Source organism: Aquimarina penaris, from assembly GCF_040786285.1.
In the GTDB taxonomy this organism is placed as follows: domain Bacteria; phylum Bacteroidota; class Bacteroidia; order Flavobacteriales; family Flavobacteriaceae; genus Aquimarina.
Window position 1 is genome coordinate 1261060 of record NZ_JBFMKQ010000001.1, and the last position, 15078, is coordinate 1276137.

Annotated in this window: 17 protein-coding genes; 9 read left to right on the forward strand and 8 right to left on the reverse strand. The window is 32.8% G+C overall.

The window, feature by feature from the left end; all coding sequences use genetic code 11:
* Window positions 1-50: 50 nt before the first annotated feature.
* From ABW637_RS05160 to ABW637_RS05180, 5 genes are all read left to right on the forward strand, one after another.
* Entirely contained in the window at window positions 51-680 is a 630-nt protein-coding gene (locus ABW637_RS05160; RefSeq protein WP_367583569.1) for a hypothetical protein, read from the forward strand.
* An 8-nt stretch (window positions 681-688) separates the two neighbouring features.
* Window positions 689-1096 carry a nitrous oxide reductase accessory protein NosL gene (locus tag ABW637_RS05165; protein WP_367583570.1) on the forward strand — a complete coding sequence of 136 codons (408 nt, stop codon included), beginning with the start codon at window positions 689-691 and terminating at the stop codon, window positions 1094-1096.
* Between the two features lie 85 nt (window positions 1097-1181).
* Window positions 1182-2420: a nitrous oxide reductase family maturation protein NosD gene (locus tag ABW637_RS05170; protein ID WP_367583571.1), complete on the forward strand. Its 1239-nt coding sequence runs from the start codon at window positions 1182-1184 to the stop codon at window positions 2418-2420.
* Window positions 2420-3127 carry an ABC transporter ATP-binding protein gene (locus tag ABW637_RS05175; protein WP_367583572.1) on the forward strand — a complete coding sequence of 236 codons (708 nt, stop codon included), beginning with the start codon at window positions 2420-2422 and terminating at the stop codon, window positions 3125-3127. The genes ABW637_RS05170 and ABW637_RS05175 overlap by 1 nt, the downstream gene beginning before the upstream one ends.
* Window positions 3120-3902 carry an ABC transporter permease gene (locus ABW637_RS05180; RefSeq protein WP_367583573.1) on the forward strand — a complete coding sequence of 261 codons (783 nt, stop codon included), beginning with the start codon at window positions 3120-3122 and terminating at the stop codon, window positions 3900-3902. Before ABW637_RS05175 ends, ABW637_RS05180 begins: the two co-directional genes overlap by 8 nt.
* Before the next feature lie 28 nt (window positions 3903-3930).
* On the opposite strand, the gene ABW637_RS05185 is transcribed toward ABW637_RS05180, so the two are convergent.
* The 3 genes from ABW637_RS05185 to ABW637_RS05195 all read right to left on the reverse strand — a co-directional run bounded on the left by ABW637_RS05185 (window position 3931) and on the right by ABW637_RS05195 (window position 5440).
* Window positions 3931-4296 carry an arsenate reductase family protein gene (locus ABW637_RS05185; RefSeq protein WP_367583574.1) on the reverse strand — a complete coding sequence of 122 codons (366 nt, stop codon included), beginning with the start codon at window positions 4294-4296 and terminating at the stop codon, window positions 3931-3933.
* A 15-nt stretch (window positions 4297-4311) separates the two neighbouring features.
* Entirely contained in the window at window positions 4312-4563 is a 252-nt protein-coding gene (locus ABW637_RS05190) for a hypothetical protein (protein ID WP_367583575.1), read from the reverse strand.
* A gap of 70 nt (window positions 4564-4633) precedes the next feature.
* Complete coding sequence (locus ABW637_RS05195) at window positions 4634-5440, reverse strand: DUF6544 family protein (RefSeq protein ID WP_367583576.1); 807 nt, start codon at window positions 5438-5440, stop codon at window positions 4634-4636.
* A gap of 156 nt (window positions 5441-5596) precedes the next feature.
* Here ABW637_RS05195 and ABW637_RS05200 point away from each other — a divergent pair, with 156 nt between their 5' ends.
* Complete coding sequence (locus ABW637_RS05200) at window positions 5597-6454, forward strand: universal stress protein (RefSeq protein ID WP_367583577.1); 858 nt, start codon at window positions 5597-5599, stop codon at window positions 6452-6454.
* Window positions 6455-6485: 31 nt separating this feature from the next.
* On the opposite strand, the gene ABW637_RS05205 is transcribed toward ABW637_RS05200, so the two are convergent.
* The 3 genes from ABW637_RS05205 to ABW637_RS05215 all read right to left on the reverse strand — a co-directional run bounded on the left by ABW637_RS05205 (window position 6486) and on the right by ABW637_RS05215 (window position 9671).
* Entirely contained in the window at window positions 6486-7160 is a 675-nt protein-coding gene (locus tag ABW637_RS05205) for an ABC transporter ATP-binding protein (RefSeq protein WP_367583578.1), read from the reverse strand.
* Window positions 7161-7168: 8 nt separating this feature from the next.
* On the reverse strand, window positions 7169-8431 hold the full coding sequence (locus tag ABW637_RS05210) for an ABC transporter permease (protein ID WP_367583579.1): 1263 nt from the start codon (window positions 8429-8431) through the stop codon (window positions 7169-7171).
* Window positions 8432-8588: 157 nt separating this feature from the next.
* A complete protein-coding gene (locus tag ABW637_RS05215) occupies window positions 8589-9671 on the reverse strand; it encodes an efflux RND transporter periplasmic adaptor subunit (RefSeq protein ID WP_367583580.1) in 1083 nt (360 codons plus the stop codon).
* A 115-nt stretch (window positions 9672-9786) separates the two neighbouring features.
* On the opposite strand from ABW637_RS05215, the gene ABW637_RS05220 reads away from it, so the two are divergent.
* Genes ABW637_RS05220 through hpf form a run of 3 tightly spaced genes read left to right on the forward strand, consistent with a single transcriptional unit; the run spans window position 9787 to window position 12898 of the window.
* Window positions 9787-10173, forward strand: coding sequence for a hypothetical protein (locus ABW637_RS05220; protein WP_367583581.1), 387 nt, complete (start codon window positions 9787-9789; stop codon window positions 10171-10173).
* Between the two features lie 18 nt (window positions 10174-10191).
* Window positions 10192-12579, forward strand: a complete 2388-nt coding sequence (gene ppsA / locus ABW637_RS05225; protein ID WP_367583582.1) for a phosphoenolpyruvate synthase — start codon at window positions 10192-10194, stop codon at window positions 12577-12579.
* 16 nt (window positions 12580-12595) lie between these two features.
* Window positions 12596-12898 carry a ribosome hibernation-promoting factor, HPF/YfiA family gene (hpf, locus tag ABW637_RS05230; protein WP_367583583.1) on the forward strand — a complete coding sequence of 101 codons (303 nt, stop codon included), beginning with the start codon at window positions 12596-12598 and terminating at the stop codon, window positions 12896-12898.
* Between the two features lie 569 nt (window positions 12899-13467).
* Here hpf and ABW637_RS05235 read toward each other — a convergent pair.
* Both ABW637_RS05235 and ABW637_RS05240 read right to left on the reverse strand, forming a co-directional pair.
* Complete coding sequence (locus ABW637_RS05235) at window positions 13468-14394, reverse strand: NHL repeat-containing protein (protein ID WP_367583584.1); 927 nt, start codon at window positions 14392-14394, stop codon at window positions 13468-13470.
* 65 nt (window positions 14395-14459) lie between these two features.
* Window positions 14460-14981 carry a carboxypeptidase-like regulatory domain-containing protein gene (locus tag ABW637_RS05240; RefSeq protein WP_367583585.1) on the reverse strand — a complete coding sequence of 174 codons (522 nt, stop codon included), beginning with the start codon at window positions 14979-14981 and terminating at the stop codon, window positions 14460-14462.
* Window positions 14982-15078 lie beyond the last annotated feature (97 nt).

The following is a 15078-nucleotide window of genomic DNA, read 5'->3' on the forward strand; positions in this document are numbered from 1 at the left end:
AAAAGAGGGAGAATTTTCTCCCTCTTTAGTTAAGAAATAAACTTTTGATTATGAAAAAAAAATCACGAATATTGATGATAACGGGTGCACTATTACCCCTATTACTTTTTGCCTTTCCTCTTTGGAACATAACATTAGAAGCACCGCAATATCCAACTCCGTTAGGGATGGATATCTATATTAACGATTTTGCAGATGCTAACCCTCATGATATTAAGAATATTAACTTGATGAACCATTATGTGGGTATGAAATATATTCCTGAAGCTATTCCTGAATTTAAAATATTTCCGATAGGAATATTGATAACGACCGTAATAGGTCTAATAATAGGCATTAAAGCAAATTATAAATGGTTTTTAGGGTGGTTTATACTAATGGTGATTTTAAGTGGTGCCGGCTTATATGATTTTTACCTTTGGGAACACGATTATGGTCATAACCTTGACCCAAAGGCGATCATGAAATTTACTAATCCAGATGGTACCGCAATGGGATTTCAACCTCCATTATTTGGATCAAAAGATATCTTAAACTTTAGAGCGAATTCCTATCCAAGGTTAGGAGCCTATTTTTTAGCGATGGGGATGTTTCTTTCTTTTATAGCATTTTTTATAGGGAGAAAAGAATATGGTAAACATTCAAAAACCAGTAAAAAATGGAAAGAGGCTGCTATATAAAGTTAATAATGGTTGTATTACTGTTCCTGGCTTGTAGTACTAAACCACAAGCGATAAAATATGGTTTTGATAGTTGTCATTTCTGTAGAATGACAATCGTTGATAAGATTCATGCAGCAGAAATTGTCACAAAAAAAGGAAAAGTTTTTAAGTTTGATGCTGTAGAGTGTATGATTAATTACAACAAAGAAATTAACGACGAAACCGTTGCCAAATACCTTACCAACCATTACGAAAATCCCGAAGAGCTTATTGATGCTACCAAGGCTAGTTTTTTTGTCTCTGAGAGTGTTCCTAGTCCCATGGGAGAATTTTTAACCGCATTTAAGGCCAAAACCGAAGCCGAAAGGGTTCGAGTTGAAAAAGAAGGGGAAATATATTCATGGGAAGAAATTTTAAACCGATTAAATCAATAAAAACATATCGATTGCTCTGCTACTTTTTCTTTGCGAGTAATCGCAAAAATAAATTCTAAACTTTTAATCATTAGATGAAATAGATATGATTAAAATCATCTTTAAAATAGTAGTGACAGTTTTTTCGTTGTTTTCAAGTTTTGTGAATGCATCACAAATCATAGTGTGTAAATCTTGTGAATTTTCAACAATTAAACAGGGGATCAATGCTGCAAAAGAAAATGACACGATTTTGGTAAAAAAAGGGACATACAAAGAACATAATCTGGTGATCAATAAACCTGTCACACTAGTTGGTGAGGACTATCCTATAATTGATGGAGAATCAAAAGGAGAGATTATACGAATTACTTCAGATAGTGTCGTCGTAGATGGTTTGTTTATTATTAACGTAGGAACCAGCTATACTGAAGATTATGCAGCAGTTAGAGTAGTTAAAAGTAAAAATTTCGTAATCAAAAATTTAGTACTAGAAAAGCTATTCTTTGGGATTTACCTCGAAAAATCTAGCTATGGTAAGGTCTTCCATAACAAGATTGTTGGTGATGCCAAAGAAGAATATAACTCTGGCAATGGGATTCAACTTTGGTACTCCAAAAATGTGGTTATAGAAAATAACATTATTACCCATGTACGAGATGGTATTTACCTTGAATTTGCAAATCATTGCATTATAAAAAATAATAGTAGTACAAACAATTTACGTTACGGATTACACTTCATGTTTTCGAATAACGATATATATGAAAAAAATACTTTTGAGAACAATGGAGCGGGAGTGGCAGTAATGTTTTCAAAACATATACAGATGTCTAATAATGTGTTTAAAAAAAATTGGGGAACAACATCCTATGGACTACTATTGAAAGAAATAAATGATGCTAAGATCATTGGAAATACTTTTGAAGAAAATACCACCGGAATTAATATAGAAGGCGCCAATCGAATTCAGTATAGCAATAACAATTTTATAAGTAATGGTTGGGCGATCAAAGTTCGTGGAGCATGCTATGCCAACAAATTTTTCAATAATAATTTTCTGTATAATTCCTTTGATGTTTCCTATAATAGCAAACTTAACGATAACCAATTCAGTAATAATTATTGGAGTAATTATACTGGATATGATTTAAATAAAGATGGTATTGGGGATATACCTTATCGCCCAGTAAAATTATTTTCATATATCGTAAACCGTACTCCCGAGACTATTATTTTACTGAGAAGCTTATTCATCGATATTATTGATTTTTCTGAAAAGGTTTCGCCAGTCTTTACACCAGATAATCTAATGGATACTACTCCTCTAATGAAGAAAATATAATGATTATAATTGAAAATTTATATAAACATTTTGGCAAGAATCAGGTGCTTAATGGGGTGGATTTAAACATTTCTGAAGGAGGTGTTTTTGCAGTGCTAGGACCCAATGGATCTGGAAAGACAACTTTAATAAAATGTGTACTGGGAATGGTTATACCTAATAAAGGAAATATTTCTGTACAGGGAGTATCTATCAAAAACAATTGGGCATATCGTAAAGACATAGATTATTTACCACAAATAGCCAATTTTCCAGGTAATCTATCAGTTAAGGAGCTTATAAGTATGATTAAAGATTTACGCAATGTCTCTTGTAATGATCAACGATTAATTAAGAGCTTTCAGCTAGAATCTTTTTTAGATAAGAAATTGGGGAACCTTTCTGGAGGCACTAAACAAAAGGTGAATCTGTTGTTGGCATTTATGGTCGATAGCCCCTTAATCATTCTAGATGAACCTACATCGGGCTTAGATCCAATAGCATTGATCAATCTTAAGAAACTTATTAGAGAAGAAAAAGCGAATGGTAAGACTATAGTAATTACCTCACATATCATGAGTTTTGTTGAAGAAATGGCAGATGAGATCGTTTTCTTACTCGAAGGGAAAGTCTATTTTAAAGGAAACATAAATACTTTGAAAGAACAAACTATGCAACAAAATTTAGAACACGCCATCGCCACTATTTTAACTCAAAACAATGTTTAAAATATTAAAATACAGTTTTTATGATCTTATACGCAGCCGATGGAGTTATGTATACTTTTTCTTTTATCTGTTATTGGGATTAATCTTACTTTTCCTCAATAATAGCTTATCCAAGGCGGTGATTACATTAATGAACGTTATTATTATATTGGTACCGCTAATCAGTACAATTTTTGGAGTCATGTATTATTATAATTCCAAAGAATTTACAGAACTTCTGTTGGCTCAACCGGTAAAGCGATCTTCGATCTTTTTGGGTCAGTATCTTGGTGTGGCATTTTCGCTGTCTATGAGTCTAATTGTTGGTTTAGGACTCCCATTTGTATTTTATGGGCTCTTTCAATCTAATGCGATATGGGATTTCTCATTACTTCTGGTAACAGGTGCTTTTTTAACACTCATATTTACTGCTTTAGCATTTAATATTGCTTTGTATAACGAAAACAAAATCAAAGGGTTCGGCTATGCAATTCTTCTTTGGTTGTTTCTAGCAGTAATCTATGACGGTTTATTTTTAATGTCATTGATTGTGTTTGAATCCTATCCTCTTGATAAATTTTCATTAGCTGCTACGATGATAAACCCTATAGATTTATCTAGGATCCTCATCTTATTGAAGTTAGATATTTCTGCTCTACTAGGTTATACAGGTGCTGTTTTTCAAAAGTTCTTCGGCACCAATTTAGGAATAGTACTATCCATATTTGTACTTTGTATTTGGGTTATTTTACCTGTATTCAATATATATAGAAAATCAAGAAAGAAAGATTTTTGATTACTTATGGTTTAGGAATTTAGGGTATTCAAATTTTGATGATATCCGTGGGAGTTTCAACTAGGATGGTGATATCTCCTCTTAGAGCTATAGGTTGTTTCATGATCTCTGGATTGTGTTGTATCATTTTTATCCAGTCGTTAGAAGAAAAATCATGAGGTTCGAAATGAGATTTATAAGCAGGATGATCTTGATTGACCAAATCTTTAATTTCTAGATTTAATCTACCAGCAAGTTCGGCAATTTGTGTTCCGGTTAAGGGTGTTTTTAGGATATCAATTTCTTGGATTGGCCAGCCTTCAGCTTTAGCATAGGCCAAGGTCTGCTTTGCTCTTACAGATTTAGAACTATAGAACAATGTAATTTGTCTGTCGGATGTGGCTATCTCTCCCATGTTATTAGTAATAGATCAATTTTTCTTATGTGTTTTTTTATGATGACTCAGCAATTGACTAAGGCTATTTAGATAATCCTGCAAAGCTTTCTCATTAGTTTCGAAATGATCACTCGACGGAATTGTGATAGGTTGTTCTTCAATGAAATGATAAATTTCGGGATAATTGGTTTCTATATTAGTCGTTAACTCATTAATTTTAGCAATCAATTTTTCTGAAGTACCCATAACCGATATATTTAAGATTCTTAGTAGCAGTATTGCCAACTAATTATGCTTTAGAAGATACGATAAAAGAGGATTAGTCTTAGTTAAAACACTGCTAACATTCATATATTCAATGGATAATGTTCTCTAATCTGTAATCGATAATATCAGCTTTAAAATATTCCAGTTTTCCTTCTTTAAGATCCCAAATTGCGGTCATTGTATTGGGGACTAATAGACCGTTGTAGTCCTTATATTCTCCCAATTCTCCTATAAAATCCTCTAATAATGTATCTCGATATCTTTTTGTTTTAAACGAATTGATCATTCCATTTTCATCAAGATAAAAATACCCGATCAACGTTAAATTATCTTTCGTTATATTGGCTTTAATAGTTTTCGAATTTATTACCTCCCAGGAGATATCCGGATCCAAAAAACCCATGGGAAACCAGATGAGTTCTCCAAGATATCGCCCTAAAGAGCTTTGATCAACTTTAGACCCAGAGAATACTATCAAATTTCTCAATCCCAATAAACTGACCTTTACTTCTCCTTTATGATTAGCATATTTATCTCTAATTAACATGGGTAGGCTTGTGGCTTTCCAGATAAAACCAGGGTTTTTAGACGACATATATTGCGTAGCAGTAAACGGTAACCAGTTCTTTTTTGGATCTGTCTTAATTTTCCCCTTTTGTTTGAAAACTATATTGCAGTATTTTGGTTTTCCAACTACTCTGACTTTGATCAGATAGTTTTTCATTACATCTGGAAATGCTTCAAGATCTTTTTCTGTGATCTTTTCGTCTATAATTTTGTTTGAAGAGAAAAGGGCAGTTTTTTCTTTTTCAACACTACTATTAAAAGATGTTATTCCAGCGATGACGATAATCAATAGTAATATTATAATTCCTCCTAGTATTGTTAGTGTCATTTTAATTGATTTTTTACTTCTTTATTCGTAACTTTTAGGTGCTTTATGATTTTTAAATTTATGTTATGACCTATTGATAATAAATGACTTATGTCATGCTTTGTCCGTGTTTAAAATGATATCCTTTCTTGTATTGATTCTAAATATTCAGAAGTCATGAAAACTATTCTTTATCCCACCGATTGTTCTGAGCATTCAATAGCTGCTTTGCAGTATGCTTACAATCTTAGTACTAAATTACAAGCAGATTTGATTGTATTACATGTGTTTGATATTCCTTCATTTCCCGGCACAAGTATGATACGTTCTTTACAGCAAATAGAAAGAAATGCTTTTGAAGAGCAACATGATATCTTAAAAGCATATTGTAAGAAACACTTGGGTACTACATCAAGTGAAACCAATGTACGAATAGAAGTTGTTAAAAATTTATCGATTACCGATGGAATTCTTGCAAAAACAAAAGAGTTACAGGTGGATATGCTTATTATCGGTATGAAGGATAAACATAGCAATCGTGGTGTTTTGACCGGTGATATTGCCAAAGAACTTATTACAAAGAGTATATGTCCGCTTCTGGTGGTGCCAAATAATTTCAATACCGAACAAATAAAAACGATCGTATATGCTACAGATTTTGAAGAAAGTGATATTCGTGCTATTGACAGGTTAATAGAAGTGGCTCAACCTTTTGAATCAAAGATTAGCGTTCTGCATATTTCGGCAAAAGATAATGATGATGAAAAAAGTAAAATGGCCTGGTTTAAAGAAATGGTTTTACAAAAGGTGAACTATAAAAATATAGAGTTTAAGCTGGTGATTTCCGACAATATTTACGAAAAGTTAAATGCGTATGTACATGATATTAAAGCCGATCTTGTAGTGATGCTTGAAAGAGAAGATCAAGGAATATTTAAAAAACTATTTCATCGGGATTTGGTAAAACAGATAGAATCACATACCGACATCCCTTTATTAAGTTTTAATAAGTCAAATTCATATGCTATTACTTAGTTGTTGTTAATTCCTTATTTTTTTTGAAGAGTTAGCTTATGATTCGACCATCTCCCATTTCGATAATTCGATCTGTTTTTTCTGCAAAATCAATATCATGAGTAACCACGAGTAGAGATAGCCCTTGTTCGTCACTTAGTTGCTTGAAAATATTAAAAACATTATCAGAATTGTAGCTATCCAAATTTCCTGTAGGTTCATCTCCCATAATAATTGCAGGATCATTAATTAATGCTCTGGCAATAGCAACGCGTTGTTTTTCTCCCCCCGATATTCTCGAAGCTCGCTTTTTTGCTAAATGATCTATTTCCAAAACCTGAAGTCTTTCCATAGCATGATGTTCAATTTCATCTAGCGATTTTTCACCAAGTTTTTTTGCCGGAAGCATTACATTTTCCAGTACAGAGAATTCAGACAATAAATAATGAAACTGAAATACAAAACCAATATGTTTATTACGGATGTATGAAAGCTTCTCTCTTTCTTGTCCGGTAACAAGTTCATTGTTCAGATATAAGTCACCTTCATAATCAGTATCCATAGTAGATAAAATGTATAGCAAAGTAGATTTACCACAACCTGATTTACCCATTATCGATGCAAATTCTCCTTGATTTACTTTAAAACTAATGTCTTTAAGCACATGAAAAAGTACCGGTTTTTTAAAGTATTTGTTGATGTTTTTTGCCTCAAGAACTGTTTTCATAGTATTGTTTATTGACCTCTGATGATTTTAACGGGATCTATTTTTTTTGCTTTTCGAGAAGGTAAATACCCCGCCAAAAATGTAGAAATCATGGCAAACGAAATACCAATCATATAAAAATTAGGATTATGATTGATTGGGTACGTTGTGATTGTGGGTAGTGCTTCAGTCTCAAAAGGTAAGCTACCAATAAAATGAGATAGCATAAGACCAATCAATAATCCTAAAACTCCACCAACTATGCCTATAATCATAGCCTGACTCATAAAAATAAGCTGAACATCTTTACCAGAAAACCCTGTAGCCTTAAGGATGGCAATATCATTCATCTTTTCATAAATAAGCATGTTTAAGATATTATAAATCCCAAAACCTGCCACAATGAGTAACGTAATCGAAACAGAATAGGTGATTAGATTTCTAATGGTTGTTCCGGTTTCAAACTGGGCATTTGCAGTCTTAATATCTATAGCTTTTAGTTTAAATTGCTGTTCAATTTTTTTGGATAAAGGAATAGCATATTCAATATCATGTAATTTCACGTTTATATCTGTAATATAATTTTCGGCTTGACCCAGAATACGTTGTACGGTCTTTACATTAGCAAAACTTTGAATATTATCTATATCTGCAATTCCGCTTTGATATATTCCAACTATTTTTAGTGGGAAAATATCTCCTTTAATCGTACTTACTTGTACACGATCACCGATATCTAATGACATCTTTTCTGCAACACCAGCGCCCAGTAAAATACCATTATCGTTATTTTTTAAAGCTTGTGGAGTTCCTTTAACAATATAATCTTTGAAATTAAAAAGCTCGACCTCCTGCATTACATCAATACCGGTTAAATTGCCTCCCAGCTCGATAGAACCAGCGATATAAAAAATTTGCTCTTTTATTTGAGGGATAGCACCTCGAACCTGGGGATCTTTATTTAAATATTTAATTATAGGAAGTGCATTATGAATCCTTTTCTGGCTTTGCTTAGGCTTTATAGAGTGTACAACATTAAATGTATTTTGAAGCTCGGCATACAAATCAACAGGTTGTTTTTTCGAAGGTTCAATTTCATTAAAAATATGAATATGGGGAGTCACATTAAGGATTAAATCATCCAACATGGCATTAAGACCTGTCATAAAACATACCAAGGTAATATAGGCACCAATGCCAAATGTTACTCCCAGCGCAGCGGTAGCCGTCTGCTTGATTTTGGTAAGCAAATGGGTTTTCGCAATGTTTAATATGACTTTCCAGTTGATCATGTATCAGTACTTATAGAAGTTTTTATTCAGTAAACGGTTTTCAGTAGACAGTGTATAGTTTTTTATACTGTGTACTGCAAACTGCCGACCTGTATATTTTTATTAAAAAATCAGTATACTTTTTTTAAACTTGTTTATTTTTAGTTAATGGATGTATTCAGTCGGGTTTATAAATCCAGGTTTCTTTTGTGATTCCAGATACCACTTCTACAGTGTCCATACTTTGTAACCCAATCACTATTGTGACAATTCCGTTGTCCGTTTTTACCTTGTTATCATCAATAAGATATTGCTTGGGAATGGTAAGCACCTTCTTTTTGTTATCAATCATAATATTGGCTTCTCCTGATAATCCGGGATACAAAACTTTGGGGCTTTGATCAAAAAGAGCTTCGACCATAAATGTTTGATTGCGTTCATCTTTTTTAGGATAAATTTTATTCACTCTTGCAGTAAATACCTCACCATTATATGCATCCAAAGTGATGATTGCTTTTTGACCTTTTTTTAATTGTACGATATCAACTTCATCTACTAACATTTCGATTACAAAAACGGTTGCACTTCCTATAGCAGCCAAAGGCTCCATAGTATTAACAATCTCGCCGGGATTCTTATACAGTGCGTAGATCTTGCCGTTAATTTTGCTATTAACTGTAAAATCTTTTGTAGTGATAAGCGAAGTTTTATAATTATTTTCTGCTTGTTTCAGTTGTGTTTGTAGTTCTTCTTTAGTTCTGTCATATTTGTTTTTAAGGAGATCCATGGCATTGGCAGAAAGCTCGAAAGCCAGTTTTTTGGTATCATATTCTACTTTCGAACCAATTTGTTGATCCCAAAGATTTTTTTGTCGGCAATAATTGATAGAGTCATTGGTCATCTTTAATGTGGCTGCTTTTATCTCTTCTTCAATACTACTTAAGATTGCCGCGCTACCGGTATAATTTTTTTCTGCCAAATCAAGCGATAACTTTGCATTTTCGGTATTTAACTTAGGGTTACTATTAATGATCTGAAGGATGGGTTTCTCTTTTTTGATAATATCACCTTCCTCTACAAGGTTTTCATCCAAAATTCCATTTACGGCCGCATATACTTGATACAAGCTATCTGGTTGGATAGTAACCGAAGAATATACTGATTCTGTAATATCAGTAATTGCAGGGAGAATTTTTTGTTGATTATTCGAACAGGATACAAAAATGATCAAAAAAAGCATCCTTAATACTTGCTTATACATCGGTGTTCTTTTTCTTCAAATTTCTATGAAAGCACTGATTTTCGGAATGATATTTATCATATTTAAAATGAATGATAGCGGTTATTTTTGAGTAAGTTTTAAAAAATGAAAAGATATGGATGTCTCTATTTTTTTAGCAAAGTTTTGGGGGTGGTACCTTATTATATTTTTCTTTATACTAAGTTTTAACCCCACTCGTATTAAACAGATTTTTGATGACTTAAAGGATCAAAAATTTCTGATTATTACCTCCTTTGTAGGGATCATTATTGGATTGCTTACGATTCTTTTTCACAACGTTTGGGAACCCAACTGGAAATTTATCATCACAGCAATTGGGTGGATAGCATTAGGTATAGGATTGGCTCTTTTTACTTTTCCTGTGCCCACGACAAAATTGCTTGAGGTTAGTAATGTAAAATTGGTGCAACTAATATATGTTCTCTTGTTTCTAATAGGTGTATTCTTATTAAATATGGCCTATGGCTTAGTACCATATTAATTTTAAAAATGTTTAACAATGGGCAAATTTATCATGAAGTTTGAAGAAATTACGATCAATGATATAGCATTGGTTGGAGGTAAAAATGCTTCATTAGGTGAAATGTATACCGAATTATCGTCAAAAGGAGTTCTTGTCCCCAATGGATTTGCAACTACTGCAAATGCTTTTTGGTTGTTTCTGAAAGAGAACTGCCTCGAAGAACCGTTGAAGAATCTTTTGAAAGGACTCGATAGAAAGAATTTTTCAAACCTTAGTGAAATTGGTCTAATGGCTCGAGAACTTATTTTGGGAGGAAGTTTTTCTGAAGATTTTTCGAAGGCTTTAATTAATGCTTATTCTGAGTTAGGTGATAATGATGAGATTGCTGTAGCTGTAAGAAGCAGTGCAACCGCAGAAGATTTACCTAATGCTAGTTTTGCGGGCCAACATGATACATTTCTAAATGTAAAAGGAAGGGAAAAACTACTTCATGCTGTTAAAGAATGCTTCGCGTCTTTATATACAAATCGAGTAATCAAATATCGAGAAGACAAAGAGTTTTTACATCATGAGATTGCATTGTCTGTTGGAGTACAGAAAATGGTACGATCAGACATGGCATGTTCTGGTGTTGGATTTACCATCGAACCAGAATCGGGGTTTAAAGATATAATTCACATTTCTGGAGTATGGGGATTAGGAGAAAATATTGTACAAGGAACTATTAACCCCGATGAATTTTATGTGTTTAAACCAACTCTTGAACAAGGTAAAAAGGCGATTGTACAAAAGAAATTGGGAGATAAAGAGAAAACAATGATCTACTCAGAGTCTGAAGGACACTCGTCTACGGTGAACATAGATACAGATTTGACTAAACAGAAACAATTTGTATTATCCGATATCGAAGTTACTACTTTGGCTAAATGGTCATTAGAAATTGAGAAACATTATCAAAAACCTATGGATATTGAATGGGCAAAGGACGGAATCACTAATGAACTTTTTATCACTCAGGCAAGACCGGAAACGGTGCATCATTCAAAAAGAAAAAATATTCACATAGAGTATCGATTAAAAGAAAAAAGTGAAGTGCTTGCTGTAGGAAATGCAATAGGAAATGGTATTGCCATAGGAACCGCCAGAATACTAAAATCTCCAAAAGAATCTTATAAATTACAAGAAGGAGATATAATCATAACCGATGTGACCAGTCCGGATTGGGATCCTTTATTAAAAAAAGCCGGGGCCATAGTTACCAATCGAGGCGGGAGGACAAGTCATGCAGCTATTGTTGCAAGAGAACTAGGAGTTCCCGCTATTGTTGGAACCAATTGTGCCACACAAGGCATCAAAGAAGGAGAAACCATTACGATTTCTTGTGCAGAAGGTAAAACGGGTTACGTGTATATTGGAGCATTGTCTTTTATAGAAGAGAAAATTGATTTCAGCCGTATTAAGCTCCCGCATATAGAAGCTAAGTTAATCCTTTCGGATCCCGAAAGAGCATTTCAACTTTCATTTTATCCCAATGATGGTATTGGATTATTGCGAATGGAATTTATTATTGCTCGCACCATAAAAGTACATCCTATGGCTTTGGTTAAATTTGATCAGATTAAAGACAATCAGATTAGAACTCGTATAGAAGAATTAACCGAGAATTATTCAAATAAGGAAGACTATTTTGTAGATCAGCTTGCCTATGGAATTGCTACTATGGCAGCAGCGTTTTATCCAAAAGAAGTAATTGTTAGGATGAGTGATTTTAAAACCAATGAGTATGCTAATCTCATAGGGGGAGATCAATTTGAGCCTAAAGAAGAAAACCCAATGCTTGGTTTCAGGGGAGCTTCAAGATATTATAGCGATTTATATAAAGATGGTTTTAGATTAGAGTGTGAAGCAATCAAAAAAGTAAGACAAGAAATGGGGCTTACCAATGTGAAAATAATGATCCCATTCTGCAGAACTGTAAATGAAGGTAAGAAAGTGATCGAAATTATGGCAAACAATGGATTAAAAAGAGGAGAGAACGGTCTGGAAATTTATGTAATGTCAGAAATCCCAAGTAATGTAATATTGGCCGAAGAATTTGCTAAAATTTTTGATGGATTTTCAATAGGTTCTAATGATCTTACTCAATTAACACTGGGAATAGATAGAGATTCAGAGTTAATGGCTTCTATTTTTGATGAGAATGACCCGGCTACAAAAAAGATGATTGGTCTGGCCATTGAAAAAGCTAATTATACAGGTAAAAAAATAGGGCTATGTGGTCAGGCACCTAGTGATTTTCCGGAGTACGCTTCTTTTTTGGTAAAAGCAGGGATTGATAGTATTTCGTTTAATCCAGACGCACTACTCAAAGGAATAGATAATATTAATAAAGCAGAATCCTTAAGGACTGCTATTGCGAACTAAACATTAAATTTTAAGTATGAAAACCAATATTCAATTTGTACAAATGCCTACGAGCGAGACTATGGAAGATTATGTACATGAAAAACTAGAAAAATTTTACAAAAAATATGATTGGATCATCAAAACCGATGTATTTTTTAAAAAAGAAAACGACCCTAAAGGAAATGGAAAAATATGTGATCTCGAGTTGAGCATACCAGGGCCCAAGATATATGCTACATCAAACGAGAAAAATTTTGAGTTAGCATTTAAAGAAACGCTTAGTGATGTAGAAAGACAGCTCAAAAAACGAAAAAGGGAAATGAAACCTTATATGTAAAAGAGTGATTATTGATAGTAATTGAAATTTTAACATACACTACTTCAAAAACTGATATTCGTCATATTTTTTGAATTATAAACAAGCTACTTTAGCGCTTATAGTTAAAAAATGATTCTTTGTATTATTAATTAAAAAATAGGTTTTTGTTATAGCAATGTGGTAAAAACCGAATCGAAGAAATTGAATATGTTTTTTAGTGAAATAGTCTGACTTCCATATTTAGCAATAAATTGAATATTTAAGATTATAAAACTATAGAATAAAATTAATTTCTTCGGAAGGAAACAGGTAGGTGAAGGTCTACCTGTTTCTGTTTTTTTATGATAATAGTAGTAACATGTTCGTGTATGATGTCGTAGAATCTCGGAGGGCTATAAACACTGGGTATATTCTTGTAAAACGTTTTATTTTTTTAATTTCAATTGGGTTATTTTACCATCTGGATCAATCCAATTAATACCCCAATCATTAGTGTAATAAAAAATAGCCTACGAAATCTAATATCCTCTTTATTTTATACGTTAGTTTTTTCATATTTTGGGTAACGGGTTGAATAAACGCTCATTTTAATGAGGTTTATTTTTTGTTAGTGATCGCTGTTCCATTTTAAACTCGGTTATGAAAAATTCGGAAGTTGTTTTTTCTCCTCTTGGGGCGTATAATTTTTTGAGATTAGAATTGAATGTTATATCTCCGAAATAAGCAGAATCTTCCATCAACTTGTAGATGCTATTTTGCCCGTCAAAATAGAAGAGGCTACTGTTTTCAACAGTTGTCAAAAAATATCCTCCCAATCCATCGGGTGCTATTCCATCAAAATCTTTAACTGAAGAATTCAATGCAATCCTGGTGACCTGTTTAGAATCGATGTTAATCGAGCTAAGGTCTAAGCCTGCCACAACTATTTGCTTATCTTCAGCAATCAGTCCATTGGCCCATTTGAGTTTTTCCTCCTCTTTTAACCATATTTCCAGTCTTCCCTTATTCAATTTTAAAATAGAATGAATAAATGAAGCAGAAACATATATTTCTCCTTTTTTATTTATTGCAACATCATTTAAACCAGAATTGGCTGTTGGTTCTAAAAACCGCTCAATGATTTTTCCGGTTTTAGTGTTGATTAAGACCAGGGAGTTAACGTCGGCAACATATAAAATAGAATTGTGAATTGCCATTCCAGTGGGCCTATTAAGGCCTGTTATCCATTTTAATTCTAAGAGATCCCCGTTTTTGGATATTTTAGAAATAAATCCATTTTCTCCTACTTTATAATGTATTCCATTGGTGGCATAAAAAACCTGATTAGCCTTATCATACAAAATACTTTCAACATTTAACAAGCCTTTATTGTTCACCAAATTCTTCGCTGAAGAAATTTGCCAATTACTCAATGAAGCTACCTTATCGAATTCATTAGAATCAATCTTTCTTTTTTGATTACTACAGCTAGTAAGGATAAAGAAAAGAGATGTAATTATAATTGTTATTTTCATAATCGCTAACGTGTTTGTGTATGACTAGTTGCGAGGGTTTTTGTAAGTAGGCTAACAACAAGCAATTAATTATACACTTTGTTGCCGGTAGTATTATTTTTTTCGTACTCTTTTTTATATTTTTTATACGCTCTTTTGTTCTTAAAGATTGTTTCATATCCTACGTATTCTGCACCTGATTCTGTATAAACTTTCAATTCGCGTAATTCTCCAGGTTTAAAACTCAAATCGTCAAATTCTAATGTTTTAAATTCAGATTTTTCTATCTGTATTTTATATATTCCATTAGGTATATTTAATTGAAAGTCTCCATAAAAGTTAGTTATTGTTTTATACGTTTTGTTTTGATTCTTATTAATAAAGTTCAATTCAATATTTTCAGCAGCGGACCCAAAGTCACTTACATTCCCATGTATAGAGACAATTGTAGTATCAGCAATTCCTGTTAAATTATTTTCTTTAATCTCTCCCCAAAAATAAGGTTCATGTTTCACTTCTTTAACTGAATATGTTTTCTTTATTGGTGAACAGGAAACTAATCCAACGAACAAAAATGAAATTATTATATTTAGAATGTGATCGGTCATATTACTGGCAACGCCAAATATATGAATCGGAGCAAGGCAAGCAAGCCTAAACCAATTGATCTATTTGCGCATTTTTATTTCTTTATTAATTTATAAA